Origin of the sequence: Streptomyces sp. NPDC055962, assembly GCF_042270185.1 — a bacterium.
Lineage (GTDB): Bacteria > Actinomycetota > Actinomycetes > Streptomycetales > Streptomycetaceae > Streptomyces.
Window position 1 is genome coordinate 965,568 of record NZ_JBHJYN010000002.1, and the last position, 25,751, is coordinate 991,318.

Annotated in this window: 22 protein-coding genes; 12 read left to right on the forward strand and 10 right to left on the reverse strand. The window is 69.8% G+C overall.

Going from position 1 to position 25,751, the window contains the following annotated elements:
* Window positions 1-38: 38 nt before the first annotated feature.
* The 4 genes from ACFC51_RS09590 to ACFC51_RS09605 all read right to left on the reverse strand — a co-directional run bounded on the left by ACFC51_RS09590 (window position 39) and on the right by ACFC51_RS09605 (window position 3,839).
* Window positions 39-1,634, reverse strand: coding sequence for a multicopper oxidase family protein (locus tag ACFC51_RS09590; RefSeq protein WP_376527846.1), 1,596 nt, complete (start codon window positions 1,632-1,634; stop codon window positions 39-41).
* 279 nt (window positions 1,635-1,913) lie between these two features.
* A complete protein-coding gene (locus ACFC51_RS09595; protein WP_376372918.1) occupies window positions 1,914-2,339 on the reverse strand; it encodes a CBS domain-containing protein in 426 nt (141 codons plus the stop codon).
* A 124-nt stretch (window positions 2,340-2,463) separates the two neighbouring features.
* The gene (locus tag ACFC51_RS09600; protein WP_376527849.1) at window positions 2,464-3,168 is read right to left on the reverse strand and encodes a DUF305 domain-containing protein; all 705 of its coding nucleotides are present in this window, start codon (window positions 3,166-3,168) and stop codon (window positions 2,464-2,466) included.
* Window positions 3,165-3,839, reverse strand: a complete 675-nt coding sequence (locus ACFC51_RS09605; protein ID WP_376527851.1) for a DUF3105 domain-containing protein — start codon at window positions 3,837-3,839, stop codon at window positions 3,165-3,167. Before ACFC51_RS09605 ends, ACFC51_RS09600 begins: the two co-directional genes overlap by 4 nt.
* Before the next feature lie 246 nt (window positions 3,840-4,085).
* Between ACFC51_RS09605 and glnA the strand changes: the two genes are divergently transcribed.
* Window positions 4,086-5,447, forward strand: a complete 1,362-nt coding sequence (glnA, locus tag ACFC51_RS09610; RefSeq protein ID WP_329228065.1) for a type I glutamate--ammonia ligase — start codon at window positions 4,086-4,088, stop codon at window positions 5,445-5,447.
* A 445-nt stretch (window positions 5,448-5,892) separates the two neighbouring features.
* Here glnA and ACFC51_RS09615 read toward each other — a convergent pair whose 3' ends face one another.
* A complete protein-coding gene (locus ACFC51_RS09615) occupies window positions 5,893-7,560 on the reverse strand; it encodes a replicative DNA helicase (protein ID WP_376527854.1) in 1,668 nt (555 codons plus the stop codon).
* 195 nt (window positions 7,561-7,755) lie between these two features.
* On the opposite strand from ACFC51_RS09615, the gene ACFC51_RS09620 reads away from it, so the two are divergent.
* From ACFC51_RS09620 to ACFC51_RS09630, 3 genes are all read left to right on the forward strand, one after another.
* Complete coding sequence (locus tag ACFC51_RS09620) at window positions 7,756-7,902, forward strand: hypothetical protein (protein ID WP_376380247.1); 147 nt, start codon at window positions 7,756-7,758, stop codon at window positions 7,900-7,902.
* Window positions 7,903-8,232: 330 nt separating this feature from the next.
* Entirely contained in the window at window positions 8,233-8,841 is a 609-nt protein-coding gene (locus tag ACFC51_RS09625; protein ID WP_376527856.1) for a hypothetical protein, read from the forward strand.
* Window positions 8,842-8,959: 118 nt separating this feature from the next.
* On the forward strand, window positions 8,960-9,445 hold the full coding sequence (locus tag ACFC51_RS09630; protein WP_376527858.1) for a hypothetical protein: 486 nt from the start codon (window positions 8,960-8,962) through the stop codon (window positions 9,443-9,445).
* A gap of 1 nt (window position 9,446) precedes the next feature.
* On the opposite strand, the gene ACFC51_RS09635 is transcribed toward ACFC51_RS09630, so the two are convergent.
* On the reverse strand, window positions 9,447-9,773 hold the full coding sequence (locus ACFC51_RS09635; RefSeq protein ID WP_376380238.1) for a hypothetical protein: 327 nt from the start codon (window positions 9,771-9,773) through the stop codon (window positions 9,447-9,449).
* 185 nt (window positions 9,774-9,958) lie between these two features.
* The gene (locus ACFC51_RS09640) at window positions 9,959-10,549 is read right to left on the reverse strand and encodes a TetR family transcriptional regulator (RefSeq protein ID WP_376380236.1); all 591 of its coding nucleotides are present in this window, start codon (window positions 10,547-10,549) and stop codon (window positions 9,959-9,961) included.
* A gap of 259 nt (window positions 10,550-10,808) precedes the next feature.
* On the opposite strand from ACFC51_RS09640, the gene ACFC51_RS09645 reads away from it, so the two are divergent.
* Both ACFC51_RS09645 and ACFC51_RS09650 read left to right on the forward strand, forming a co-directional pair.
* A complete protein-coding gene (locus ACFC51_RS09645; protein ID WP_376528022.1) occupies window positions 10,809-12,308 on the forward strand; it encodes an MDR family MFS transporter in 1,500 nt (499 codons plus the stop codon).
* A gap of 319 nt (window positions 12,309-12,627) precedes the next feature.
* The gene (locus ACFC51_RS09650; protein ID WP_376527860.1) at window positions 12,628-13,416 is read left to right on the forward strand and encodes a putative protein N(5)-glutamine methyltransferase; all 789 of its coding nucleotides are present in this window, start codon (window positions 12,628-12,630) and stop codon (window positions 13,414-13,416) included.
* 14 nt (window positions 13,417-13,430) lie between these two features.
* Here ACFC51_RS09650 and ACFC51_RS09655 read toward each other — a convergent pair whose 3' ends face one another.
* Window positions 13,431-14,030 carry a pyridoxamine 5'-phosphate oxidase family protein gene (locus tag ACFC51_RS09655; protein ID WP_376527863.1) on the reverse strand — a complete coding sequence of 200 codons (600 nt, stop codon included), beginning with the start codon at window positions 14,028-14,030 and terminating at the stop codon, window positions 13,431-13,433.
* Window positions 14,031-14,179: 149 nt separating this feature from the next.
* Between ACFC51_RS09655 and ACFC51_RS09660 the strand changes: the two genes are divergently transcribed.
* Window positions 14,180-17,176, forward strand: coding sequence for a bifunctional [glutamine synthetase] adenylyltransferase/[glutamine synthetase]-adenylyl-L-tyrosine phosphorylase (locus ACFC51_RS09660; RefSeq protein WP_376380227.1), 2,997 nt, complete (start codon window positions 14,180-14,182; stop codon window positions 17,174-17,176).
* 47 nt (window positions 17,177-17,223) lie between these two features.
* Here the strand turns inward: ACFC51_RS09660 and ACFC51_RS09665 are convergent, their stop codons facing one another.
* Window positions 17,224-18,198 (reverse strand): phosphatase PAP2 family protein, encoded by a 975-nt coding sequence (locus ACFC51_RS09665; RefSeq protein WP_376380224.1) that lies wholly within the window; start codon window positions 18,196-18,198, stop codon window positions 17,224-17,226.
* Between the two features lie 76 nt (window positions 18,199-18,274).
* Entirely contained in the window at window positions 18,275-19,318 is a 1,044-nt protein-coding gene (locus tag ACFC51_RS09670) for a LacI family DNA-binding transcriptional regulator (protein WP_376380222.1), read from the reverse strand.
* Window positions 19,319-19,678: 360 nt separating this feature from the next.
* Between ACFC51_RS09670 and ACFC51_RS09675 the strand changes: the two genes are divergently transcribed.
* The 5 genes from ACFC51_RS09675 to ACFC51_RS09695 all read left to right on the forward strand — a co-directional run bounded on the left by ACFC51_RS09675 (window position 19,679) and on the right by ACFC51_RS09695 (window position 25,681).
* Complete coding sequence (locus ACFC51_RS09675; RefSeq protein WP_376380219.1) at window positions 19,679-20,950, forward strand: extracellular solute-binding protein; 1,272 nt, start codon at window positions 19,679-19,681, stop codon at window positions 20,948-20,950.
* Window positions 20,951-20,971: 21 nt separating this feature from the next.
* Window positions 20,972-21,988 carry a carbohydrate ABC transporter permease gene (locus ACFC51_RS09680; protein ID WP_376414730.1) on the forward strand — a complete coding sequence of 339 codons (1,017 nt, stop codon included), beginning with the start codon at window positions 20,972-20,974 and terminating at the stop codon, window positions 21,986-21,988.
* Complete coding sequence (locus tag ACFC51_RS09685) at window positions 21,985-22,863, forward strand: sugar ABC transporter permease (protein WP_376374739.1); 879 nt, start codon at window positions 21,985-21,987, stop codon at window positions 22,861-22,863. Before ACFC51_RS09680 ends, ACFC51_RS09685 begins: the two co-directional genes overlap by 4 nt.
* Before the next feature lie 98 nt (window positions 22,864-22,961).
* Window positions 22,962-24,638: a glycoside hydrolase family 13 protein gene (locus ACFC51_RS09690; RefSeq protein WP_376527866.1), complete on the forward strand. Its 1,677-nt coding sequence runs from the start codon at window positions 22,962-22,964 to the stop codon at window positions 24,636-24,638.
* Window positions 24,623-25,681, forward strand: a complete 1,059-nt coding sequence (locus ACFC51_RS09695; protein WP_376374745.1) for a LacI family DNA-binding transcriptional regulator — start codon at window positions 24,623-24,625, stop codon at window positions 25,679-25,681. Before ACFC51_RS09690 ends, ACFC51_RS09695 begins: the two co-directional genes overlap by 16 nt.
* The last annotated feature ends 70 nt before the right edge of the window (window positions 25,682-25,751 follow it).

Sequence of the window (25,751 nt, forward strand, 5' to 3'; positions counted from 1 at the left end):
GCCGGAGATTCCCCGCCGCGGACCCGGCTGCGCGCGGCTCAGCGGAGGTAGCCGAGCACCGTCATCATGCCCGCCTCCGCGTGGTAGACGTTGTGGCAGTGCAGCATCCACAGGCCCGGGTTGTCCGCGTCCAGATCGACCGTCAGGGTGCGTCCCGGCAGGACCGCCGCCGTGTCCTTGCGCGCGCCGAGTGCCGTGCCGGCCAACGCGAAGGTGTGGCCGTGCAGATGGATGGGATGCCACATCGAGGTGCGGTTGGTGAAGGCCAGGCGCACCCGCTCCCCGGCCCTGACCGGCTGCCGTACCGCCGGGTCGTAGGGCTTGCCGTCGAAGGCCCAGTCGTAGGCGTCCATGGAGCCGGTGAGCGTCATCCGTACGGTCCGGTCGGGCTCGCGGGCCGCCAGGGCCACCGACTCGTCAGGGACCAGCCGGTCCGCCGTGACCAGCTCGCCGTCCAGCTCCGCGGGGCGCGCCGTGGCGGGCGGCAGTGCTCCCGGTGCCGTCCGCAGGACGGCCATCGCCGACGCGTCCTTGCCCTCGGCGAGCGCGGTCAGGGGGAACACCCCGTCCCCGGCCGTCACCAGCACGTCGTACCGTTCGCCCATGGCCAGCAGCAGCGTGTCGGTCCCGGTGTGCTGCACGGGGAAGCCGTCCGTGTGCGTCACGGTCATCCGGTGGCCGCCGAGCGACAGCCGGAAGGCGGTGTCGCCGCCGGCGTTGATGACGCGCAGCCGGATCCGGTCGCCCGGGCTCGCCTCGAAGACCGAGGGGTCCGTCGCCCTGCGCCCGTTGACCAGGTAGTGCGGGTAGGCGACGTCGCCGGCGTGGCCTCCGAGCAGATCGCTGCTCGCGCCCACCAGGAGGCGTGAGGGTGCGTCGCCGTCCGCCGCGGCCGCGCGGCGGCGGGCCGCCTTGTGGCCGGCCGCGTCGTGGCTGCTGCCCCGGCCCTTGGTGAGTTCGTCGAGGACCGCGTCGGGGGTGGAGCCCTCCACCCCGTCGAGCCAGTCGTCGAGGACGACCACCCACTCCTTGTCGTAGGAGAGCGGCTCCCTCGGGTCGTCGACGATCAGCGGCGCGTACAGCCCGCGGTCCAGCTGGACGCCCGAGTGCGGGTGGATCCAGTACGTCCCCGGGTGCGAGACCGCGAAGCGGTAGGTGGACGCGGCGCCGGGCGCGATCGCCTGCTGCGTCAGTCCCGGTACGCCGTCCATGTCGTTGCGCAGCGAGAGGCCGTGCCAGTGCAGGGAGGTCGACTGCGTGAGGCTGTTGGTGAGGGCGAGCTCCAGGGTGTCGCCCGCCGTGACCCGCACGGCCTGGCCGGGGAGGTGGTCGCCGTACGTCCAGGTGGGCACGGTGAGCCCGCCGCCCAGCTCCCGGCTGGAGGGGGCGGCGGCGAGCGAGACCTTCCGCAGCGGCCCGGCACCCCGCTTGGCCTCGGCCTCCAGCACCTCAGGGCCGTCGGGGGCGACGTAGGTGTCGGCGGCCCGCGCGGGGGAGGGGGCGCGCGAGGGGGAGCCGGGGCCGGGCCGGGCGGCGTCGGCCCGGGCGGCGTCGGCCCGGGAGGCCAGAGCCGTCGATCCTGCCAGGGCGAGGCCGGTGGAGAGCACGGTGCGACGATTGGGCATTTCAGACATATTGCGCACCGTACCCCTGTCGGGTATACGTGCGTCGCCTCGACACCCGCGTCGGCCCGGCACCCGCGTCGGCCTGGCATCCGCGTCGGCCCGGCATCCGCGTCGGCCGGGCATCCGCGTCGCCTCGGCATCCGCGTCGGCCCGGCACCTGGCGCACGCAGGTCGCCCGGCGCTCCACAGGTCACCCGGCGTGCCACATGTCCCCCGGCGGGCCACGGGGCGCTCGTCTCGCGCGGACGGGACGCAACGGGACCGGGCCGGCGGGTGGGGGAGCCGCGGTCAGGTGCCGGCGTAGACCATCTCCGCCCAGTCGGCGACCTGCTCGTCGGAGAGGTGGCGTGCCAGGTCGGCCTCGCTGATCATCCCGATCAGCTTCTTGTTCTCGACCACCGGGAGCCGGCGGATCCGGTGGCTCTGCATCTCTCCGAGCACCGCATCGACGTCCGCCGTCGACTCGATCCAGCGCGGCGTGCCGTCGCAGAGCTCGCCCGCCGTCACCTTCGACGGATCGTGCCCCGACGCCACGCACTTGATCACGATGTCGCGGTCGGTGATGATCCCGACCATCCGGTCCTGCTCGCCGTTGGCGGAGACGGGGAGAGCCCCCACCTTGTGGTCCCGCATCATCTGGGCGGCGCGGTCGAGCGTCTCGTGGGCGGGGATCCACCGGGCCCCGGTGTGCATGATGTCCTTGGCCGTCGTCATGGGGTTGCCTCCTGCGTGCCGATGGGCACTGCTGTACGGCCCCGAGTCCTTCCATCGTCGGCGGCCTGCCCGGCGCGCGCGAGTGCTGTCACCCGTTCGGGCGTACGCCGGGCCGGTCCCGCGCTCAGGGGCGGGGCGCGGAACCGCGCGCCGCGAGCATGTCCGCCATCAGGTCCAGCTCGGACCGCTGGGCATCGACCATGCCCTGGGCCAGACGCTTCTCCGCCGGCACGGTGCACTGCCGGGCGCAGCCACGGGCCATGTCGACGCCCGCCTCGTGGTGGTCGGTCATCAGCTGCAGGAAGAGGATCTCGGCCTTCTCGCCACGGGCCTCGCGCAGCTGTGCGAGCTCGTCCCTGGTCGCCATGCCGGGCATGAGCGCACCGTCGTGATCCATACCCTGCATGCCGTCCATACCCTGCATGCCCGCCATGCCCTGCATGTCGTGGCCGCTGTGGGCGCCCGTCATCCAGGACATCGGCCCCTGGCCGTCCGGGGCGGTCTTCGGCAGCTCCCACAGGTCGAGCCAGCCGAGCAGCATGCCCCGCTGGTTCGCCTGGGTGTTGGCGATGTCGTAGGCGAGACGCCGTACGTCCTCGTCCCGCGTCCCGTCGCGCACGATGAAGGACATCTCCACGGCCTGCTGGTGGTGGACGGCCATGTCCCGTGCGAAGCCCGCGTCCGCGGACACCGAGGAAGGCGTCCGGGGGCCCGTCCCGGCCCCGTCACCCCGCGCGGAGGCGACCGTCGCCGCCCCCGCGAACAGCACGGCGAGTGCCACGGCGGAGCCCGCCACCCACCGCGTACGCCGGTCGAGAGCCGGGCTCATCCGTCGACCCCGCCGGTGCAGGGCGCGCCCGGCTCGGGCGTCTGCGCGCCCTGGACGTACTTGGCGAAGAACCGGGCCACCCGCGGGTCGTCCGCACCGTCCACCGTGACCTGCTTGCCCCAGGCGCTGAGCATGATCGCTCCGGCCTGCCCCTCGTACGGAGACATCAGGGAGTACGGGGTGCTCCTCACACGCGACGCGAGCGTGGCGACGTCGTCCGCGGTGGCCTTCTCGTTGTGCGTCACCCAGACCGCGCCGTGTTCCAGGGCGTGCACCGCGTTGACGTCCGGGACGGCCTTTTCGTATACGACGCCGTCGCAGTTCAGCCAGGCCGGATTGTGGTTCCCGCCGACCGGCGGCCTCATCGGGTACGTCACCTCGGTCGTGACGTGGTCGCGGGTCAGCTTCGCCGCGTCCCACGTCTTCTCACCCTCGATCGGCTCGGCGGCGAGCTTCTTCTTCTCCTGCTCGGTCTGCTTGGAGTCCTGGGCCCGGCTCTCCTCCGTCTTCTCCTTCGCCTCGGACTTCTCCAGGAGCATGTAGGAGCCGAATCCCAGCAGGCCGGCGACCACGACGGCACTCAGGCCGATGACGACGACCCGGTTGCGGCGGTCGCGCGCACGGTCGGCGCTGCGCATCTGCTCTATGCGGGTCCTGCGGTCGAAGCTCATGACGTCGGGTCCTTCTGCCAAGGGGTCGGGAGGGACAGGAGCGGAGCGGGGAAAACCCGTGTGCGGGGGGCCGTGGCGGAGCGGCTGCGGTCCTTGCACACCATGGGCGCCGATCGTAGTGGGTGGCCGCGTGCTCTCTCTCACACCGTGTGCGTAATCTGGGTGAAATCCCGGGTCGTGATACTGAGGTGTCTCCCCTACCCCGGGCGGTGGTGCACGGACCGTCTGAACTGCAAGGATGTGGCTATGGACAAGCAGCAGGAATTCGTCCTCAGGACGCTTGAGGAGCGCGACATCCGCTTCGTACGGCTGTGGTTCACCGATGTTCTCGGTTACCTCAAGTCCGTCGCCGTGGCCCCCGCCGAGCTGGAGCAGGCCTTCGACGAGGGCATCGGCTTCGACGGCTCGGCCATCGAGGGCTTCGCCCGTGTATACGAATCGGACATGATCGCCAAGCCGGACCCCGGCACGTTCCAGATCCTTCCGTGGCGTGCGGAGGCCCCGGGGACGGCGCGGATGTTCTGCGACATCCTGATGCCCGACGGCTCGCCCTCCTTCGCGGACCCGCGGTTCGTGCTCAAGCGCATCCTCGCCAAGACCTCCGACCTCGGCTTCACCTTCTACACCCACCCGGAGATCGAGTTCTTCCTGCTGAAGAACAAGCCGGTCGACGGCAGCCGCCCCACCCCGGCCGACAGCTCCGGCTACTTCGACCACACCCCGCAGAACGTCGGCATGGACTTCCGCCGCCAGGCGATCACCATGCTCGAATCGATGGGCATCTCGGTCGAGTTCAGCCACCACGAGGGCGCCCCGGGCCAGCAGGAGATCGACCTCCGCTACGCGGACGCACTCTCCACCGCCGACAACATCATGACCTTCCGCCTCGTCATGAAGCAGGTCGCGCTGGAGCAGGGCGTGCAGGCCACGTTCATGCCGAAGCCGTTCTCGGAGTACCCGGGCTCGGGCATGCACACCCACCTCTCCCTCTTCGAGGGCGACCGCAACGCGTTCTACGAGTCGGGCGCCGAGTACCAGCTCTCCAAGGTGGGCCGCTCCTTCATCGCGGGCCTGCTCAAGCACGCTGCGGAGATCTCCGCCGTGACCAACCAGTGGGTCAACTCCTACAAGCGCATCTGGGGCGGCTCCAGCCGCTCCGCGGGCGCCGGCGGCGAGGCCCCCTCGTACATCTGCTGGGGCCACAACAACCGCTCCGCGCTGATCCGCGTCCCGATGTACAAGCCCGGCAAGACCGGCTCGGCCCGTGTCGAGGTCCGCTCCATCGACTCCGGCGCCAACCCCTACCTGACGTACGCGGTGCTGCTCGCCGCGGGCCTCAAGGGCATCGAGGAGGGCTACGAGCTCCCGGCAGGCGCCGACGACGACGTGTGGGCCCTCTCCGACTCGGAGCGCCGCGCGATGGGCATCGAGCCGCTCCCGCAGAACCTGGGTGAGGCGATCGCACTGATGGAGAAGAGTGAACTGGTCGCCGAGACGCTGGGCGAGCACGTCTTCGACTTCTTCCTCCGCAACAAGAAGCAGGAGTGGGAGGAGTACCGCAGCGAGGTCACGGCCTTCGAGCTGAAGAACCTGCTGCCGGTGCTGTAACCGCAGGTCAGCGCCCCGAGGTGCGTGTACACGACTTTGGGCCGACGGTGTCGCACCGTCGGCCCGAAGCCGTTCTAGGCGTCCTGGGCCGTCTGCTGTCGCAGTGAGGGCCTCATACATGCTGTCCACGGCCTTCCGGGTGCGGCCTTCACTGCTCGGCATGGGATACGTGTAGACCCGCAGGGTGAACCCTGGGTCGCTGTGACCGAGGTACGTGCTCAGCGCCTTGATGTTCTCACCGTCGACCCGAAGCGGTTTCAGGCGTCGTGGGCCGTCTGCCCGCATCGGCGGCCTCGTGCATCCTGTCCTCGGTCTGCCTGTGGCGCGCCTCGCTGCCCGCACGTCACCGAAGTGGCGAGGGCAGCAAGTCGACGGCCCATGAGGCGTACAAGGTCCTGGAGCAGGAATTCGGTCCGCATCGGTGACCAGGTGCCGCCGGAGGTGGTCATGCAATATTCATGAAACGTGCGTAATGCCCCTGGAAGGCTATAGTGGCAACTCCTGTGGGCCCTGTCCGGTTCTTCGCGATGACGAGATCTGCTTCACCTGCTCGTGGTGACTCTCGCTCATAAGCGTCTTCTCGGTGCAGGAGGACCACTCGGTCTGCGTGCTTTTCGAGGGAATCAGGGATGTCGCGCAGCGAGGGAAGGGTGCTTGAATAGTGTTGCGTCGACCTTTCGGTTTGGAAGAGGGCGACGATTGGAATCTCTAGTCTCCTTGCTTCCTTCCGCAGCTCTCGCCCGATGCGTGAGAAGCTGTACTTGGCTTCCTCTGCGGTGCTGTCAAGCTCCAGCAAATCAATACTGTCGATCACCACGAGTCTCAGGTTCTTGAAGTTGACCAGCCACTCGCAGGAAGAGATGAGGCTTCGAAAGGAGTACGTAGGATCGTCTTCCATGTACAGGGGTGCCTGAGAGATTTTTGGCATGACGGCAGCGACGCGCTTCCATTGCTCATCGGTCATTTCAGAGGAGCGCATCGCCTGAAGCGGCACACGGGCCTCGGCCGACATGATCCTCATGGCCATCTCGTCCCGGCTCATCTGGAGTGACGCGAGGAAGCTGGTTTGAGATTGAGCGATCGAGCAGTTCCTGATGAAGTCAAGGCCTAGCGTGGATTTTCCGATTCCGGATGCGCCCCCGAGGATGGTAAGTTCACCGGGCCTGAAGCCCGAGCTCAACAGGTCGAAGTGGCGAAATCCGCTCAGTACGGGACGACTTGTCCTCTTGTTTATGCCTTCGACTTCGTCCAGTACTGGGATTATTTTTCGACCGACAGTGCTTATGTTGTGAATTTCTTCCATGTAGGAAAGAACCTCATCCTCGACCGAATCGACGAGGGATTCGACGTCGGGTTCCCCCTGCTTGGATATCGACCTTCCTGCCAGATTCGTAAGAGTGGCCCCCAGTAGGGCTACTCGCTTCACTTCCGCTATTCTTTTTGCGAATGCGACGCATGCCGCTGCTTCATCAGGATCGATGGAATCGTCAAGGATTGCCTCGATGATTTTCTCCGTATCGCGGCCGGGAAATCCTGGGCTAACCTCTTGTGTGACTTTTTGTGGGGTCACTTCCTCGTTGTCCGCGTACAGACCGAGCAGGGACAGGTAAATTGCACGATTCACTTCATCGGCGAAAACTTCCGGTGCCAGGTCTTCGATGACCGCCGCCAGGGCCGACTCGGATCGCATCATGCAGCTGAGAAGTGCCCGCTCGATATGGGCCTCTGCTGCAAGTGTCGATCGGATTATGTCCGAATGTGCAGAATAATCTTCGGTCTCTTCACGCCTGTGTGCGCTCCTGTGTGCTGCTTCCAGGTGTTCCAGTAGTTTCTTTACGCCCTCATCATTGTTTTCGTCGTTGTTTCGTCCGATGTTTCCCTCTCGAATGAGCCATGCGGCCAAGCTGACCAATTGGCGTGGACTCGGAAGTTGTTTCCCGTTGAGGATTTTTCCGATCGCCTGGTAATTGAGTGTTGCTGGGGCGCGGTCATCGTTCTTCACGCCCGCAGCAATCTGGCGGAGTCCAGGCCGACCGGCAGCGCGATACGCGTCGTGCAGCGCTGAGAGAAGATCCCTGTGCGGGCCGGCTGGAACATCACGCTCGCTCGGCATGGTGAGCCCGCGCTTCCCTCGTGTGTCCATTGTCGTCCCCCCGAGTGTCTTGAAGTGTTTCCCTCGGAGCTTCTCATATGGCATCGCTGCAGGTCACGGGGTTGGCCATGCTCGCAAGTGTCCAGTTGTGGCGCTGGCCGAACATGTGCGCTGCAGTGACGCCGACGCTGGTACCCAGGAACCGGAAGGGGAACCATGCGTCGTCGGAAGCGTGCGAAGAGTGCCGAGCGCCGTCAGTTCGCTGCTGACATCAAGTCCGTGGTGATGGTGGCCGTCGTTCAGGCCACGATCACTCCTGCTCTCAACAGCCTGGCGGCGGTCGTCGCGGAGTGGATCAGGTGAACTGCCGCGTCAGTAGTGCTCGTGAGCGCTCGTGCACGTAGTCGATGCTGGTGAGCGGCGAGTTGGGCCGTCTGTGGGCTGCCGAAGGGCGGCCCACGGACACCGCAGATGACTTCCTGCGCAGCAGGGGGTGGGAGGGGGCCGGAGCGAGATCACGGCGTACTGGCTGAAGTACGTGCTGCCGGTGCCGTGACTTTTCGTCAGGGGGCGTGGTTCCTGCGCCGCTCTCTGACGGCCCCTCCGGGGAGGAGGCCGCAGTTCCCTCGGAAAACACCGTGCCGGGCTCGGGGGAACGGTGGCACGATTCCCGTCGGCCCGCAGAGGGAACGCATGGGACTTTCCTACAGCTACGAGATCATCACGCCCGCCCGCGATGTCGGCACCGCACTGCGGAAGCTCAGGGAACTGGCGCCGCGCCCCGACCGCAGGCCGCCGATCACGGTCACCCTGCCCGGCGGTGACCGGGTCGTCGTGCCGTACACCTCCGGCTTCAGGGGCGAGCCGGTCGACTGCTCCGCGGGCGGCACGCTCGAACTCGACACCTCCCTCATGTTCGGAGTCGACGACGCGGTCCGTGAGTACATGGAGGACCGTGATCCGGAGGCCGACGAGCTCGGGAGAGTCCCGATCGGGTACATCTACCTCACGGTCCGGTTCGCGCCCGCGGAACATCCTCGGTACGCGTCGCTGGAGTTCATGGCGGCAACGACGGGCATGAGCCGGCTGTTCGCCCGGTCCCCAGGCGTCAGGGCGGTGTTCACCGGCTTCGCCGCAGAGTCCGGGGGAGTGTGCTGCCTGTTCGACACCGAGACCGAGATCCTGGACGTCTGCTGGCTGGACGGCCGGCCGGTCCAGGAGACGGTTCCCGGTCCCCGCTTCGCGAACTACCGTGCGCTGGCGGCCACATGGTCCGGCCAGGGTCCGGTGGCGAAGCCGTAGCGCCGTCCAGGCGCACGACGCCCGTGCGTGCGAGGGGTGCGACGGGGGCAGCCGTACTCGTGCACCGTGGGCGTCCTGACCGGCCCGCGGCCGTTGCCGAGCCGAGGAGGGGCACCGCATGACCACACTGGCCGTGACCGGGCACATCGATCTGACCGAGGAGACCGTCCCGCTCGTACGGGCAGCGATCCGCGAACTGCTGGGGCCCTACAGCGGGGACCTCACCGGAATCTCGTGCATCGCCGCCGGAGCCGATTCGCTCTTCGCCGAGGAGGTCTCCGCCATCGGAGGCCGCGTGATCGCCGTCATCCCGTCCCTGGACTACCGCTCCGCGGTGGTGAGACCCCAGGACGCCGCCGTGTTCGACCACCTCAGCGAGACGGCCGTCGAGGTGCGGACCCTGCCCTACGAGACCGCCGACCGCGCCGCGTACGAGGCGGCCAACGCCGAGCTGCTGAAGGGCGCGGACCGTCTCGTCGCCGTGTGGGACGGGACCCCGCCGTCCGGGCGGGGCGGCGGGACGGCGGACCTGGTCGAGGAGGCCCGGCGGGCCGGCATACCGGTGGACGTGATCTGGCCGGACGGTGCCGCACGGCGCGGCTGAGTCACCTCCGGCGTGCGGCGGACGAGACCGCCGACGCCATGGTCCCCGACAGGACGGCCACCACCAGTGAGGCGAAGAACAGGACCACCAGCCACCCGGGGGTCCCTCCGGTGACCGTCCCGTCCGCGGACACGCAGGACACCTCCGTCGGGAAGACCTGTCTGCGTACGTCGTCACAGGTGTTCGGCAGGTCGTCGTCGAGGCCGTAGGCCTGGAACCAGGACAGAGCCCAGCTCGCCAGGAAGACGGCGAACGCGGCGGACGAGAGGGCCCACAACTGGTTCGGGCCTGCCGGTCGTGGTGTGCCATCCCTCGTGTCCGCTGCCATGCGGGGATCGTAGCCGCCACGGCCCCGGTGATCGCCCGGCCGCGCGAGGAGCGGACGGCGATCACCGGGGCCCCGCGCACGGCGCGCGGAGGGCGACCGCCCGGCCGGCCGCGACCAGCCTGGCCTTTCGCCGACAGGTCGTGATCCGCTGCCCCTCCCGTGCGGAGTACGGGCCGGGGCGCCGCTCAGCCGAAGCTCCGTCCCATCTCGTCGAGGACCTCGTCGATCACCTCGGCCGGGGACCGGGCCAGGTCCTCCTCGATCCACATGCGCATCGCGATCCGCAACGAGGAGAGGAAGGCCGCGGCCAGCACCAGGGGCCGCACCGGGTGCCCCTCGGGGCCCCGGCGGGCGGCTATCGCGTCCGCCAGGTCCCGTTCCAGCGCGGCGTGGTTGGCCAGCTGGCGGGCCAGGAGGGAGGGGTGACGCATGGCCAGCCGTGTGCGGACGGCCCATTCGCGCTCCGGGGTCACCATGCGTGCGGAGAAGTCCGCCACCGCGGCCCGCAGCGCCGGCCAGGCGGGCTCCTCGGCGGGCCGGTCCCACACGGTGCGGACCAGCGAACCGATCAGCTGCTCCTCGCCGTAGAGGAGGGCGTCCTCCTTGTTGGTGAAGTAGTTGGAGAACGTTCTGCGGGAGATGCCGGCCGCGTCGGCGACCGCCTCCACCGTCACGTGGTCGAAGCCGAGCTCGACGGTCAGCCGCATCGTCGCTTCGTGCACCGCCTGCCGGGTGGCCGCCTTCTTGCGTTCCCGCAGTCCCACTGGGCTCTCCATGCATCCATTATCTACGGCGCGGACATCCATGGCGCAAAAATGTTGCACAGTGAGCAATGTTGCCCAATGTGCATGTAAGGTGAAGGCTTCCTCGGTTCGTCCCCCGGCCCTGTCCCGGGCGCGGGGTCCGGGGGCTCCGGTCCTGGTGGTTTCCGGGTCCGCCGCCCCTCACGAACCGTTGCCCTTGATCCTTCTCCTCGAACTCCTCCGGAGGTTGCGCGTGAGCGCAGTTACGGCGGCGCCGGCCGATGCCGCGCCGATGGACCACCGCCATGTGCTGCGGGCGCTGAGCGGTCTGCTCATCGTGCTGTTCGTGGCGATGATCAGCAGCACGGTCGTCTCGGTGGCCCTCCCGCAGATCATCGGCTCGCTCGACGGGACCCAGTCGCAGTACACCTGGGTCGTCACCGCGACCCTGCTGGCCTCCACGGCCTCCACGCCGATCTGGGGCAAGCTCGCGGACCTGTTCAGCAAGAAGCTGCTCCTGCAGGTAGCCATCGGGCTGTTCGTCATCTCGTCGGTCGCGTGCGGATTCGCCCGGTCCACCGAGCAGTTGATCGCCTTCCGCGTCATCCAGGGCCTCGGCATGGGTGCGCTCCAGGTGCTCGTGCAGGTGATCATCGCCGCGATGATCAGCCCCAAGGAGCGGGGCCGCTACAACGGTTACCTCGGCGGCGTCATGGCGGTCGCCACCGTCGGAGGTCCGCTGCTCGGCGGGTTCATCACCGACACCTCGTGGCTCGGCTGGCGCTGGTGCTTCTTCATCGCCATCCCGTTCACCCTCGTCGCCTTCGTGCTGCTGACCCGCACCCTGCACCTCGCCGAGGTGCGCCGCGAGGGCGTGAAGGTGGACTACCTGGGCGCCGCCCTCATCGCCGCCGGCGTCAGCCTGCTGCTCCTCTGGGTCACCTTCGTCGACAACGACTTCGCCTGGGTGTCCTGGCAGACCTTCGCCATGGTCGGCGGCAGCGTCCTGATCCTCGCCGCGGCCGTCCTGGTCGAGGCCCGCGTCAAGGAGCCGGTCGTCCCGCTCCATGTCGTACGCCGCCGGGACCCCGCCCTCGCGATCGTCGCGAGCCTCTCCGTCGGCATGGCGATGTTCGGCGGAGCCGTCTTCCTCGGACAGTACTTCCAGATCGGCCGGGGCAACTCGCCCACCGAGGCCGGACTGCTGACCATCCCGCTGATGATGGGCGTGCTCATCTCGTCCACCGTCGCGGGGCGGCTCGTCTCCAAGACAGGCAAGGTCAAGCCGTACATCATCACGGGCGTCGTCGTGCTCACCCTCGGCTTCCTGGGGCTGTCCACGATCGACCACCAGACCTCCCTGGTCATCGTGTCGGCCGGGATGCTCGCGGTCGGCATCGGCGTCGGCATGTCGATGCAGAACCTCGTGCTCGTCCTGCAGAACACCGTGCCGCTCAGCGAACTCGGCGCGGCCAGCGGGGCGATCACCTTCTTCCGGTCGCTCGGCGGCACGATAGGCGTCTCCGTCCTGGGCGCCGTGCTCGCCAACCAGGTCTCCGTGAAGATCGCCGAGGGGCTTGCGAAGCTGGGCGTCGACCCGGCCGCGTCCGCCTCGGGCGGCTCGACGCTGAACGTGGCGGCGATGCCGCCGCAGATCCAGGAGGTCGTGCGGGCCGCCTACGGCGACGCGACCGGACACATCTTCCTCATCTCCGCCGGGATCGCCCTGGTCGGTGTCGTCGCGTCGCTCTTCCTGACGCCGACGAAGCTGCGCGACAGCGTGGACCTCTGACCGGCCGGGGCGCCTGAGCCTCCGACCGGGGCCCGGGAACGGTCTCCGCGAGGGCCGGCCCAGGTCTGCCGCCCACCGTGCCCCCGCCACCGACGTGGCGGGGGCACGGTCGTGCTGCCCCGGCCCGCGGAGCTCCGCCGGCGGTGCGGCGGCCGGCGTGATTCGGGTAGTGTGACGCGTCCCGAGACCGGGACCGACCCAGGAGGTGAGACCCATTACCGCTTCAGCAGGCCGGGTGCTCACTCCTCGCCGTCGTACGGCCCGCCGGGCCTAGAGCGATCGCGGAGCGCCCATCGGATTTCCCGAAAGGCTCCGCATCATGCAGGAATTCGCACCACCGCTCACCTTCGCCTCCCTCGTCACCCTGCTCCGTGAGGCGGGCTGCGTCTTCGCCGAGGACGAGGCCGAACTCCTCGTCGCCGCGGCGGACGACCCCACCGAACTCGCCTCCATGGCCGGGCGCCGCGCCGCCGGGCTGCCGCTTGAACACGTGCTCGGCTGGGCCGAGTTCTGCGGGCTGAGGATCGCCGTGGACCCCGGGGTGTTCGTGCCCCGGCGGCGTACCGAGTTCCTCGTCCGCCAGGCGGCGGCACTCGCCCCCGGATCACCGGTCGTGGTCGACCTCTGCTGCGGCTCCGGGGCGCTCGGCACGGCGCTCGCCTCGTCGTTGCGGGACGCCGAACTGCACGCCGTCGACGTCGAACCCGCCGCGGTGCGCTGCGCCCGGCGCAACGTGGGCCGTCTCGGGACGGTCTACGAGGGCGACCTCTTCGCTCCGCTGCCCGGCTCGCTGCGCGGACGCGTGGACGTCCTGCTCGCCAACGTGCCCTACGTACCCACCGAGGACGTCGGGCTGCTGCCCGCGGAGGCGCGCATCCACGAGCCGCGGGTGGCACTGGACGGCGGGGGCGACGGGCTCGACGTGATGCGCCGCGTCGTCGCGGAGGCGGCCGACTGGCTGGCGCCGGGCGGCAGCCTCCTCGTCGAGACGAGCGAGCGGCAGGCCGCGCGCGCCCTGGAGACGGTGGGGAGCAGCGGGCTGACCGCGCGCGTCGTCGCCTCCGAGGAACTGCACGCCACCGTCGTCATCGGGACCGGACCGAAGTAGCTGCGGGGCGGAGGTCAGACGAAGCGCCAGCGCGTCTGCCCGAACGGGTCGCCCTTGGCGAAGCCGAAGACCGTGCGGGGCGCCACCGCGAAGACCTCCGCACGGCCGCCCGCGCCGTTGGAGAACATCCCGTCGCTGACGCCGAAGTGCCAGTCCTCGCCGTACTTCGTCTCCCAGGCCCCGGCCAGCGCGATCAGGCGCTGCTCGTCGGTCACCCGGGCGGCCCGGCCCTCGACCACCACGTCGAGTCCCTCGTCCAGGGTGTTGGCGCCGGTGGTCAGCACCACCTCCGGGTTGGCGGCCAGGTTGCGCGCCTTGCGTTCCGACGGCCCCGTGCAGAAGTGCAGCGCGCCGTCCGACCAGAGGCCGATCAGCGGGGTGACGTGCGGGCGGCCGTCCGGGCGGACCGTGGACAGCCAGTAGATCTCGGCGCCCTCCAGCAGCGCGACCGCCTCCGCCCAGGGGCGGGCGGTCGCGTCCTCGCTGCTGTAGTGCGGGTCCAGGGCGGTCTCGGGACCGGTTGCCGTCCTCCCGGAGTTCCCGGAGTCCCCCGCGTTCTCGGCGTTCCCGGCGTTCCATGTGTGCTCGGCGTTCTCGGCGTTCTCGGGCGGCATGACAGGCCTCCTCGGGCGATATGGCGGTGTCCATGGTCTTCTGTTCGATCGTGCCTCTGCAGGGTGGACTCCGCCGCCGCTCCGGATTCATCGGTACGGGGCTAGGCTCGAAGGGCGGACAGGTGTGATCGGCGGGCAGGAGACACGGGATGACGACGGTGCCGGGACGCAGGAGCAGTACGTTCACGAGACTGCTGCGGCACGGTTTCACCGATCCGTCCGCCGCCGAGAGGCTGCTGGATCTGCCCGAGCTCTCCTCCGTACGGGCCGATCCCGTCCTCTTCGACGCCCTCGGAGCGACCGCCGACCCGGATCTTGCCCTGCACAGCCTCGTACGGCTCGTCGAGGCCGAGGAGGCGGACGAGCGGCAGATCCTGCTGGACACCCTGGTCACGGCCAAACCGCTCCGGGACCGGCTCCTCGGGGCCCTGGGCGCCTCCGAGGCCCTCGGTGACCACCTGGCACGGCACCCGCGTGACTGGCAGGTGCTCGTCACCTACGAGGCCACCGACCTGCACCCCGGGGTGCGCGAGTTCGAGGCCGTGCTCAGCGACGCGGTCGATCCGGACTCCCTGCGCGTCGCCTACCGCAGGTCCCTCCTGTCGATAGCGGCCCGTGACGTGTGCGGGACGACGGACGTCGCCCAGGTCGCCGCCGAGCTGGCCGACCTGGCGACGGCCACCCTGCGCGCGGCGCTCGCCATAGCCCGTGCCGACGCGCCCTCCGACGCCGCCCAGTGCCGGCTCGCCGTCATCGCGATGGGCAAGTGCGGCGGACACGAGCTGAACTACGTGTCGGACGTCGACGTGATCTTCGTGGGCGAGCCCGTGGACGGCGCGGAGGAGAGCGGTGCGATGCAGGCCGCCACCCGGCTCGCCGCCCACATGATGCGGATCTGCTCCGACACCACCGTCGAGGGCACCATCTGGCCCGTCGACGCCAACCTGCGCCCCGAGGGCCGCAACGGGCCGCTGGTGCGGACCCTGTCCTCCCACCTCGCCTACTACCAGCGCTGGGCCAAGACCTGGGAGTTCCAGGCCCTGCTCAAGGCCCGGCCGGTCGCCGGTGACCCCGAGCTCGGAGCGCAGTACACCGAGGCTCTGTCCCCGCTGGTCTGGCAGGCCGCCGAGCGCGAGAACTTCGTCGCCGACGTGCAGAAGATGCGCCGCCGCGTCGTGGACAACATCCCCGTCGACCGGGTCGACCGTGAGCTCAAGCTCGGCCCCGGCGGGCTCCGGGACGTCGAATTCGCCGTCCAGCTGCTCCAGCTCGTCCACGGCCGCAGTGACAGCACCCTGCACTCCGGCTCCACGCTGGAGGCCCTCCAGGCCCTCGCCGACGGCGGATACGTCGGACGGGCGGACGCCGCGCAGCTCGACGAGGCCTACCGCTTCCTGCGCTCCATGGAGCACCGCATCCAGCTCTACCGGCTGCGCCGCACCCACCTGGTCCCCGAGGAGGAGGCCGACCTGCGGCGGCTCGGCCGGTCCCTCGGCCTGCGCACGGACCCGGTGGCCGAGCTCAACAGGGCCTGGCGGCGCCACGCCTCCGTGGTGCGGCGGCTGCACGAGAAGCTCTTCTACCGGCCCCTCCTCGACGCGGTCGCCCAGCTGGCGCCCGGCGAGAGCCGGCTCAGCGCCAAGGCCGCCGTCGTACGCCTGGAAGCCCTCGGGTACGCCGATCCCGCCGCCGCGCTGCGGCATCTGGAGGCCCTGTCGTCGGGGGTCTCCCGCAAGGCCGCCATCCAGCGCACGCTCCTGCCGGTGCTGCTCGGCTGGTTCGCGGACTCCGCCGACCCGGACGCCGGGCTGCTCGGCTTCCGGCAGGTGTCCGACGCCCTGGGCAAGACCCCCTGGTACCTCCGGCTCCTGCGGGACGAGGGCGCCGCGGCCGAGAACCTCGCCCGGGTCCTGTCAGCCGGCCGGCTCGCCCCCGACCTGCTGATGCGGGCCCCCGAGGCCGTCGCCATCCTCGGCGACCCCGAAGGGCTCACGCCGCGCAGCCGGAACCACCTGGAGCAGGAGGTCCTGGCCGCCGTCGGCCGGGCGCAGGGCGCCGAAGCGGCGGTCGCCGTGGCGCGCGGGGTGCGGCGGCGGGAGCTGTTCCGTACGACGGCCGCCGACCTCATCGGCTCGTACGGCACCGAGGACAACCCGGCCGAAACCGATCCGGGGGCCCTCGCCGACCGGGTCGGCTCCGCCGTCACCGACCTGAACGCCGCCACGCTCTCCGGGGCGCTGCGCGCCGCCGTACGGGAGCGGTGGGGCACCACCCTGCCCACCAGGTTCGCCGTCATCGGCATGGGCCGGTTCGGCGGCCACGAGCTGGGCTACGGCTCCGACGCCGACGTCCTGTTCGTGCACGAGCCCCGCGAGGGGGTCAGCGACGAGGAGGCGGCCCGGGCCGCCAACACCGTCGTCACGGAGATGCGCAGGCTGCTGGAGCTGCCGACCGCCGACCCGCCCCTGCTCATCGACGTCGACCTGCGGCCTGAGGGCAAGACCGGGCCGCTGGTCAGGACCCTGAAGTCGTACGAGGCGTACTACCGGCGCTGGTCGCTGGTCTGGGAGAGCCAGGCCCTGCTGCGCGCCGATCCGGTGGCGGGGGACGAGGAGCTCGGCCGCGCCTTCGTCGAGCTGATCGACCCGCTGCGGTACCCCGTGGAGGGGCTGGGGGACGACGCGGTGCGGGAGATCCGGCGGCTCAAGGCCCGGATGGAGTCGGAGCGCATGCCCCGGGGCGCCGATCCGACGCTCCACACCAAGCTGGGACGCGGCGGGCTGAGCGACGTCGAGTGGACGGTGCAGCTGATGCAGATGCAGCACGGCTGGTCCGAACCCGGGCTGCGGACCCCGCGCACGCGTGAGGCGCTGGCGGCGGCCTGCGCGGCGGGGCTGATCCCGGCGGAGGAGGCGCAGACGCTGGACGAGGCGTGGGTGCTGGCCTCGCGGGTGCGCAACGCGGTGATGCTGGTGAGGGGGCGTCCCGGGGACACGTTCCCCTCGAACCCGCGTGAGCTGACGGCGGTCGGGCGGTACCTGGGCTACGAGCCCGGACACGTGGGGGACATGCTGGACGACTACCGGCGGATCACCCGGCGGGCCCGTGCGGTCGTCGAGGAGCGCTTCTACGGGGCTGCGGGGTGAGGTCCGCCCTCACGGCCGCGGGCTGAGAGCGGCGGGGACGGCAGCCCTCACTCTCCGGACACGCCCGGGCCGCCTGCCCGGGCCCCGGCCGTCCGGACCCCCGGCACCGGGGCGGGCGGCCGCCGCAGGGCGCGAAGGCGGCTGCGGCCGGCGTGCTGCACCCGCTTCGGCAGACGGTGCGGGAGCGTTCCGTACCAGGCGTACGAGACCGCCAGGCCGAAGGCCAGACAGGTCATCCCGCCCACCGCGTCCAGCCAGAAGTGGTTGGCCGTCGCCACGATCACGACCAGCGTGGCCACGGGGTACAGCGCGCCCAGGATGCGTGCCCAGGGGGCGGTGGCCAGCGCGCAGATGGTCAGACCGCACCACAGCGACCAGCCGATGTGCATGGACGGCATCGCCGCGTACTGGTTCGACATGTGCTTGAAGTTGCCCGAGGCCATCGACCCCCACGTCTGGTGCAGCATGACCGTGTCGACGAAGGCGCCGCCGTTCATCAGCCGCGGTGGTGCCAGGGGGAAGAGGTAGTAGCCGAGCAGGGCCACCGCGGTCGTGGCGAAGAGCACCAGACGGGTGGCCGCGTAGCGGCCCGGATGGCGGCGGAACAGCCAGACGAGCACACCGATGGTCACGACGAAGTGCAGCGTCGCGTAGTAGTAGTTCATCGACACGATCAGCCATGTCACCGAGTTGACGGCGTGGTTGACCGTCTCCTCGAAGGCGAGCCCCACCGTGTGTTCGAGGGACCAGATCCAGTCGGCGTTGCGCAGGGCCGCGGCCTTCTGCTCGGGCACGGCGTTGCGCACCAGGGAGTAGAGCCAGTAACTGACCGCGATCAGCAGGATCTCGAACCAGAGACGCGGGCGGCGCGGGGCGCGCAGGGAACGGAGGGAGGGGCGGGGGATGCGCATGCGGGACAGGGGGATCACTCTCGTCGAACCGGACTCCGTCGATCCGTCCGCGACGGGTGACGGGGTGGCCGCCGTGCGGTCTTCCTCAGTGGTCACGTGCGATTCACCCATAGGCGCAGAGTCTGCCAGATACGTCCCCCTCCGCCCGATGATCCTCCGGTCGGGTTCCGGTCGCACATCCTGTGCGCTACCGGCCGCTGCGGGCCGGTGAGGAGGGGCCCGGGCCCGATGCCGTTGAACCGCGTACGACAAGTTCGGGCATGAACACGAACTCGCTGTGCGGAGCCGGCGTGCCGCCGATCTCCTCCAGCAGCGTGCGTACGGCGGCCTGGCCCATCGCCGTCACCGGCTGCCGGATGGTGGTCAGCGGGGGATCGGTGAACGCTATGAGGGGCGAGTCGTCGTATCCGACCACCGAGAGGTCGCGCGGAACCTCCCTCGACAGCCGGCGTGCCGCCCGGATCGCGCCGAGCGCCATCATGTCGCTCGCGCACACCACGGCGGTGCAGCCGCGTTCCATCAGCGCCGAGGCGGCCGCCTGGCCGCCCTCCAGCGTGTACAGGGAGTGCTGGATCAGCTCCTCCACGGCGTCGGCGGTGAGCTTCAGCTGCTCCTGCATCGTGGCGTGGAAGCCCTCGATCTTGCGGAGCACCGGGACGAAGCGTTTCGGCCCGACCGCCAGGCCGATGCGCTGGTGGCCGAGCGCCACCAGGTGTGTCACCGCGAGCCGCATCGCGGCCCGGTCGTCCGGGGAGATGAACGGCGCCTGCACCTTGGGGGAGAAGCCGTTGACCAGGACGAAGGGGACCCCCTGGGCCCGCAGTTGTTCGTAGCGCTGCATGTCGGCCGAGGTGTCGGCGTGCAGGCCGGAGACGAAGATGATGCCCGAGACCCCGCGGTCGACGAGCATCTCCGTGAGCTCGTCCTCGGTGGAGCCGCCCGGCGTCTGCGTCGCCAGTACCGGCGTGTAGCCCTGCCTGGTGAGCGCCTGGCCGATGACCTGGGCGAGCGCCGGGAAGATCGGGTTCTCCAGCTCGGGCGTGATCAGGCCGACGAGGCCCGCGCTGCGCCGGCGCAGCCGGACGGGGCGTTCGTAGCCGAGGACGTCGAGCGCCGCGAGGACGGATTCACGGGTGGCCGCTGCAACACCGGGCTTGCCGTTCAGTACACGGCTGACCGTCGCTTCGCTGACCCCCGCCTGAGTTGCGATATCGGCAAGCCGTGCGGTCATGGCAAGGGACTGTACCGGGCGCGTGTCGGATTGCCCACCATGCACGGGATTCGGGCAGTCCGCCCCGGCAGCCACCGTTCGCCGGGCCCCGGGCAGCAACATCTTGCAAGGCTTTGCGAGATCGGTCATGCCCTTGCAGTCGGATCGTCGTACCGCCTCCGCAGGGGCCCTGGCCAGGCACGGGCAGGGAGGAAGGGCTGCCGTCAAGAGGCTTGACGGCAACCTTGAGGACACGCCAATGTAACGATCAGCAGCGCTTGCAGAAATCTTCCGCAAAGTCTTTCGGTCGTCTTTCATCCTTGTTACGTTCACGTCGACCCGGCGCCGCGACGGAGCGGTACGGCAGTTGAAGGAGTTCAGATGCGACGTGGCATAACGGCCACCGCCCTGGTCGCGGCCCTGGCGCTCGCGGCGACCGCCTGCGGCAGCGACGACGAGTCCGGCGGCAGCAAGAGCTCGGGCGAGCTCTCCGGCACGGTGACGTGGTGGGACACCTCGACCGTCGGCAGCGAGGACAAGGTCTTCAAGAAGATCGCCGAGGGTTTCGAGAAGAAGCACCCGAAGGTCGACGTCAAGTACGTCAACGTCCCCTTCGGTGAGGCGCAGAACAAGTTCAAGAACGCCGCGCAGGCCGGCGCCGGTGCCCCGGACGTCATCCGCTCCGAGGTCGCCTGGACCCCCGAGTTCGCCGACCTCGGCTACCTCGCCCCGCTGGACGGCACCACGGCGCTGAAGGACCAGGACGACTTCCTCGACCAGGCCGCCGCGTCCACGAAGTACAAGGACAAGACCTACGCGGTCCCGCAGGTCATCGACTCCATGGGCATCTTCTACAACAAGAAGATCTTCAAGGAGGCCGGTGTCGAGGTCCCCCAGAACATCGCCGACCTGAAGACCGTCTCCAAGACGATCAAGGACAAGACCGGCAAGACCGGCCTCTACCTCCGCGGCGACGACGCGTACTGGTTCCTCTCCTTCCTCTACGGCGAGGGCGGCGACCTGGTCGACGCCAAGTCGAAGACCGTCACGGTGAACAACCCCGAGGGCGTCAAGGCCTTCAAGACCGTCAAGGACCTCGTCGACTCGGGTGCGGCCAAGACCGACGCCACCGACGGCTGGGAGAACATGCAGTCGTCGTTCAAGGACGGCAAGGTCGCGATGATGATCAACGGCCCGTGGGCCGTCGCCGACACCCTGACCGGCAAGGAGTTCACCGACAAGGCGAACCTCGGCATCTCCCCGGTGCCGGCCGGCACGGCCGGACAGGGCGCCCCGCAGGGCGGCCACAACCTCGCCGTCTACGCGGGCTCCAAGAACCTGGACGCCTCCTACGCCTTCGTCGAGTACATGACCTCGGTGGAGACCCAGGCGCAGACCGCCGGTGAGCTGAACCTCCTGCCGACCCGCACCTCCGCCTACGCCAAGCAGGAGGCCGCGGACAGCGAGATCGTGCAGTTCTTCAAGCCCGTCGTCGAGACCGCCGTCGAGCGCCCCTGGATCCCCGAGACCGGCAGCCTCTTCGCGCCGCTCGTCACGGAGTACACCAAGGTCCTCACCGGCCAGACCACGCCGGAGAAGGCCGCCTCGACGACCGGCGACTCCTACCGCAAGCTCCTCAAGGGCTGGAAGTAACTCAGGAAGGCAGGCCGGCTGATGGCTGTCCACACCAGCCAGTCGGTGGCGAAGGCCGCGGGCGACGACGTCGCCCGCGGCCGGAGCCGCGGTACTGGTGAATCCGCACCACCGAGCAAGCTCCGGCGGGCCATGTCGGTCCACTGGTACGCCTGGACCATGGTCGCCCCCGTCGTGATCGTGATCGGCGTGATCATCGGATATCCGCTGGTCCGCGGCATCTACCTGTCGCTGACCGACGCGAACGAGCGCAACGTCGCACGGTCCATCGGTGTCAACGAACTGCCCGCCACCTACGAGTTCGTGGGCGTCGACAACTACGTCGACGCGCTGACGGGTACCCAGTTCCTCGGCACGCTCGGCTGGACGCTGGTGTGGACGGTCTCCTGCGTGGGCATCACCTTCTGCCTGGGCATGGCACTCGCCAACATCCTGAACCGCCGCATCGCCGGACGCTCCGTCTACCGCATGGCCCTGATCCTGCCCTGGGCCATCCCCGGCTTCGTCTCGGTGTTCGCCTGGCGCTTCCTCTACAACGAGGACCGCGGGCTGCTCAACAAGATCCTCGGCGGCGCCGGGATCGACGGCATACCCTGGCTGAACGACCCCACCTGGGCCAAGTTCTCCGTCATCGCCGTCAACGTCTGGCTCGGCGTCCCCTTCATGATGGTCGCCCTCCTCGGCGGACTGCAGTCGATCCCCTCGGAGCAGTACGAGGCCGCGGAGATGGACGGCGCCACCGCCTGGCAGCGCTTCCGCCACATCACGCTCCCCGGACTGCGCCCGGTGTCCACCACGGTGATCCTGCTCTCCACCATCTGGACCTTCAACATGTTCCCGGTGATCTTCCTGCTGACCCGCGGCGGACCCGGCGAGGCCACCCAGATCCTGGTCACCCAGGCGTACAAATTCTCCTTCGAGATCAGCCCGCGCGACTTCGCGCAGTCCTCCACCTGGGGCGTGCTGATCCTCGTACTCCTGATGCTCTTCGCCATGGTGTACCGGCGAGTGCTCCGCACACAGGGAGACACCTGGTGACCACCGCCACCGCACACCCCGCCCGGCACAGCGCCCCCAAGGTCCGCCGGCGCGGCGACCGCTCGCCGCTGGCCTCCACGGCCCTGCACCTCACCCTGATCATCGCCTCGGTGATCGCGGTCTTCCCGGTGCTCTGGGTCCTGCTGACCTCGCTCAAGCCCGCCAAGTTCGCGACGACGACGGACTTCTTCAAAGAGACGACGTTCGAGAACTACACGAACCTCATCAAGGACACCGAGTTCCTGAGCTGGTTCGGCAACTCCGTGATCGTCGCCGGACTCTCCACCGTCATCGGCGTCTTCGTCTCCGCCACCACGGGCTACGCGGTCAGCCGCTTCCGCTTCCCCGGCAAGCGCGGGCTCATGTGGACGCTGCTGATCACCCAGATGTTCCCGGTCGCCGTCCTCATCGTGCCGATCTACAACATCATGTCGACCATCGGGCTGCTCAACCAGCCGGCCGGCCTCGTCATCACCTACCTCACCATCTCGGTGCCGTTCTGCGCCTGGATGATGAAGGGCTTCTTCGACACGATCCCCCACGAGATCGACGAGTCGGGGCAGGTCGACGGGCTCACGCCGTTCGGCACGTTCTGGCGGCTCATCCTGCCGCTGGCCAAGCCCGGCCTGGCCGTCACCGCCTTCTACTCCTTCATCACCGCCTGGGGCGAAGTGGCCTACGCCTCCGCCTTCATGGTCGGCGACGAGAACCTCACACTCGCCGGCGGACTGCAGAAGTTCGTCAACCAGTACGGAGCCCAGTGGGGCCCGATGACCGCGGCGTCCGTGCTCATCGCCATCCCGGCCGCACTGGTCTTCCTCTTCGCGCAGAAGCACCTGGTGACCGGCATGTCCGCCGGAGCCGTCAAGGGCTGACGCACCCAGTCCCGCACGACCGCACGCAACGTCACGGCGGCGCCGGATCCCCGACCCGGTCCCGGCGCCGCTCCCCACCCAGACACCCCAGGGACGACATGACCCAGCACCTCGCTGCCCCCTCCACCGGCACGTCCGACGACGCCCCGGGCCACCGCACCGGCTGGTGGCAGGACGCGGTGATCTACCAGGTCTATCCGCGGAGCTTCGCCGACGGCAACGGCGACGGCATGGGCGACCTCGCGGGCGTCACCGCCCGGCTCCCGTACCTCCGGGACCTCGGCGTCGACGCCGTCTGGCTCAGCCCCTTCTACGCCTCCCCGCAGGCCGACGCAGGCTACGACGTCGCCGACTACCGGGCGATCGACCCGATGTTCGGCACGCTCCTCGACGCCGACGCGCTGATCCGCGACGCCCACGGCCTGGGGCTGCGCATCATCGTCGACCTGGTGCCCAACCACTCCTCCGACCAGCACGAGTGGTTCAAGCGCGCCCTCGCCGAGGGCCCCGGCTCCGCCCTGCGCGAGCGCTACCACTTCCGGCCCGGCCAGGGCACCGACGGCGAACTCCCGCCCAACGACTGGGAGTCGATCTTCGGCGGCCCCGCGTGGACCCGGACCACCGACCCGGACGGCACCCCCGGCGAGTGGTACCTGCACCTCTTCGCGCCCGAGCAGCCCGACTTCAACTGGGAGCACCCGGCCGTCGCCGACGAGTTCCGCTCCATCCTGCGCTTCTGGCTCGACATGGGCGTCGACGGCTTCCGCGTCGATGTCGCCCACGGGCTCGTCAAGGCGGAGGGTCTGCCCGACCTCGGGTCGCACGACCAGCTGAAACTGCTGGGCAACGATGTCATGCCGTTCTTCGACCAGGACGGTGTGCACGAGATCTACCGCAGCTGGCGCACCATCCTCGACGAGTACCCCGGCGACCGCATCCTGGTCGCCGAGGCGTGGACCCCCACCGTCGAGCGCACCGCCAACTACGTGCGCCCCGACGAGATGCACCAGGCCTTCAACTTCCAGTACCTGTCGACCGCCTGGGACGCCGACGATCTCCGCGCCGTCATCGACTCCTCGCTCGACGCCATGCGTCCGGTGGGCGCCCCCACCACCTGGGTGCTCTCCAACCACGACGTGACCCGGCACACCACCCGCTTCGGCAACCCGCCGGGCCTGGGCACCCAGATCCGCACCCCCGGAGACGGCGAGCTCGGTCTGCGCAGGGCGCGCGCGGCCACCCTGCTGATGCTGGCCCTTCCCGGCTCCGCCTACGTCTACCAGGGCGAGGAGCTCGGCCTTCCCGACGTCACCGACCTGCCCGACGAGGCACGCCAGGACCCGTCGTTCTTCCGCGCCGAGGGCCAGGACGGCTTCCGCGACGGCTGCCGTGTGCCGATCCCGTGGACCCGGGAGGGCAGCTCGTACGGCTTCGGCAGCGGGGGCAGCTGGCTGCCGCAGCCCGACACCTGGGGCGCGCTGTCCGTCGAGGCGCAGACCGGTGCGGAGGGCTCCACGCTGGAGCTGTACCGCGCCGCGATCGCGGCCCGGCGCGAGCACCCGGGGCTCGGCGCCGGCACGGACGTCGAGTGGCTGGACACCCCCGAGGGCGTCCTCGCCCTCGGCCGCCCCGGCTTCGTCTGCACCGTCAACACCACGGGCGCAGCCGTCCGCGTCGCCGTCCCCGGCACCCTGCTGCTGGCCAGCGCCCCGGTGACCGTCGAGGGCGACACCGTCGAGCTGCCCGCGGACACCACGGTGTGGTGGACGGTGTGACCGTCCCCGCACCCAGGACCGGACCGGCGCTGCGGCTCTCCGACATCGCCGGTCAGGCCGCGGTCAGCGAGGCCACCGTCAGCCGGGTGCTCAACGGGAAGCCGGGGGTCGCGGGCACCACGCGCCAGCGGGTGCTCGCGGCGCTCGACGTCCTCGGCTACGAACGCCCTGTACGGCTGCGGCAGCGCAGCGCCGGGCTGATCGGACTGGTGACGCCCGAACTCGTCAACCCGATCTTCCCGGCGTTCGCGCAGTCCGTGGAGCAGGTGCTCGCGGGGCACGGCTACACACCCGTGCTCTGCACCCAGCTGCCCGGCGGTGCCACCGAGGACGAACTGGTCGAACAGCTCGTCGAGCGCGGCGTCGGCGGCATCGTGTTCCTCTCGGGACTGCACGCCGACACCTCGGCCGACCCGGCGCGCTACGCCGCGCTCACCGAGCGCGGCGTGCCGTTCGTGCTGATCAACGGCTACAACGAGCGCATCAGCGCCCCGTTCGTCTCGCCCGACGACCAGGCCGCCGTACACATGGCCGTCAGCCACCTCGCGGAGCTCGGCCACCGCCGGATCGGCCTGGCGATCGGACCGCAGCGCTACGTGCCCTCCCGGCGCAAGCGCGAGGGGTTCGTCGACGCGGCGGTCTCGCTGCTGGGCATGGACCGCGACGACGCCGAACTGCTGGTCTGCTCCACGCTCTTCAGCGTCGAGGGCGGCCAGGTCGCGGCGGGTGCACTGCTGGACGCCGGCTGCACCGGTATCGTCTGCGGCAGCGACCTCATGGCGCTCGGCGTGGTCCGGGCGGCCCGCGGACGAGGGTTCGACGTCCCGCGCGACGTCTCCGTCGTCGGTTTCGACGACTCGCAGCTCATCGCCTTCACCGACCCGCCCCTGACCACGGTGCGCCAGCCTGTGCAGGCGATGGCGGCGGCGGCGGTGGGCGCGCTGCTGGAGGAGATCGCGGGAAGCCCCGTGCAGCGCACGGAGTACGTGTTCCAGCCGGAGCTGGTGGTACGGGGGTCTACCGCTGCCGTACGCAGCGTCTGAACGGGGGCGTGAGCGGGGCCGGGTCCGGAGGGGGGACCCGGCCTTTCGCGTACCGGCATGTTCCTTCCGG

Excerpts from the sequence above, each read along its gene's own strand:
- ACFC51_RS09590 (WP_376527846.1), bottom strand. The coding sequence starts at position 1,634 with ATGTCTGAAATGCCCAATCGTCGCACCGTGCTCTCCACCGGCCTCGCC.
- ACFC51_RS09595 (WP_376372918.1), bottom strand. The coding sequence starts at position 2,339 with ATGACGACGGCCAAGGACATCATGCACACCGGGGCCCGGTGGATCCCC.
- ACFC51_RS09600 (WP_376527849.1), bottom strand. The coding sequence starts at position 3,168 with ATGAGCCCGGCTCTCGACCGGCGTACGCGGTGGGTGGCGGGCTCCGCC.
- ACFC51_RS09605 (WP_376527851.1), bottom strand. The coding sequence starts at position 3,839 with ATGAGCTTCGACCGCAGGACCCGCATAGAGCAGATGCGCAGCGCCGAC.
- glnA (WP_329228065.1), top strand. The coding sequence starts at position 4,086 with ATGGACAAGCAGCAGGAATTCGTCCTCAGGACGCTTGAGGAGCGCGAC.
- ACFC51_RS09615 (WP_376527854.1), bottom strand. The coding sequence starts at position 7,560 with ATGCCGAGCGAGCGTGATGTTCCAGCCGGCCCGCACAGGGATCTTCTC.
- ACFC51_RS09620 (WP_376380247.1), top strand. The coding sequence starts at position 7,756 with ATGCGTCGTCGGAAGCGTGCGAAGAGTGCCGAGCGCCGTCAGTTCGCT.
- ACFC51_RS09625 (WP_376527856.1), top strand. The coding sequence starts at position 8,233 with ATGGGACTTTCCTACAGCTACGAGATCATCACGCCCGCCCGCGATGTC.
- ACFC51_RS09630 (WP_376527858.1), top strand. The coding sequence starts at position 8,960 with ATGACCACACTGGCCGTGACCGGGCACATCGATCTGACCGAGGAGACC.
- ACFC51_RS09635 (WP_376380238.1), bottom strand. The coding sequence starts at position 9,773 with ATGGCAGCGGACACGAGGGATGGCACACCACGACCGGCAGGCCCGAAC.
- ACFC51_RS09640 (WP_376380236.1), bottom strand. The coding sequence starts at position 10,549 with ATGGAGAGCCCAGTGGGACTGCGGGAACGCAAGAAGGCGGCCACCCGG.
- ACFC51_RS09645 (WP_376528022.1), top strand. The coding sequence starts at position 10,809 with ATGGACCACCGCCATGTGCTGCGGGCGCTGAGCGGTCTGCTCATCGTG.
- ACFC51_RS09650 (WP_376527860.1), top strand. The coding sequence starts at position 12,628 with ATGCAGGAATTCGCACCACCGCTCACCTTCGCCTCCCTCGTCACCCTG.
- ACFC51_RS09655 (WP_376527863.1), bottom strand. The coding sequence starts at position 14,030 with ATGCCGCCCGAGAACGCCGAGAACGCCGAGCACACATGGAACGCCGGG.
- ACFC51_RS09660 (WP_376380227.1), top strand. The coding sequence starts at position 14,180 with ATGACGACGGTGCCGGGACGCAGGAGCAGTACGTTCACGAGACTGCTG.
- ACFC51_RS09665 (WP_376380224.1), bottom strand. The coding sequence starts at position 18,198 with ATGGGTGAATCGCACGTGACCACTGAGGAAGACCGCACGGCGGCCACC.
- ACFC51_RS09670 (WP_376380222.1), bottom strand. The coding sequence starts at position 19,318 with ATGACCGCACGGCTTGCCGATATCGCAACTCAGGCGGGGGTCAGCGAA.
- ACFC51_RS09675 (WP_376380219.1), top strand. The coding sequence starts at position 19,679 with ATGCGACGTGGCATAACGGCCACCGCCCTGGTCGCGGCCCTGGCGCTC.
- ACFC51_RS09680 (WP_376414730.1), top strand. The coding sequence starts at position 20,972 with ATGGCTGTCCACACCAGCCAGTCGGTGGCGAAGGCCGCGGGCGACGAC.
- ACFC51_RS09690 (WP_376527866.1), top strand. The coding sequence starts at position 22,962 with ATGACCCAGCACCTCGCTGCCCCCTCCACCGGCACGTCCGACGACGCC.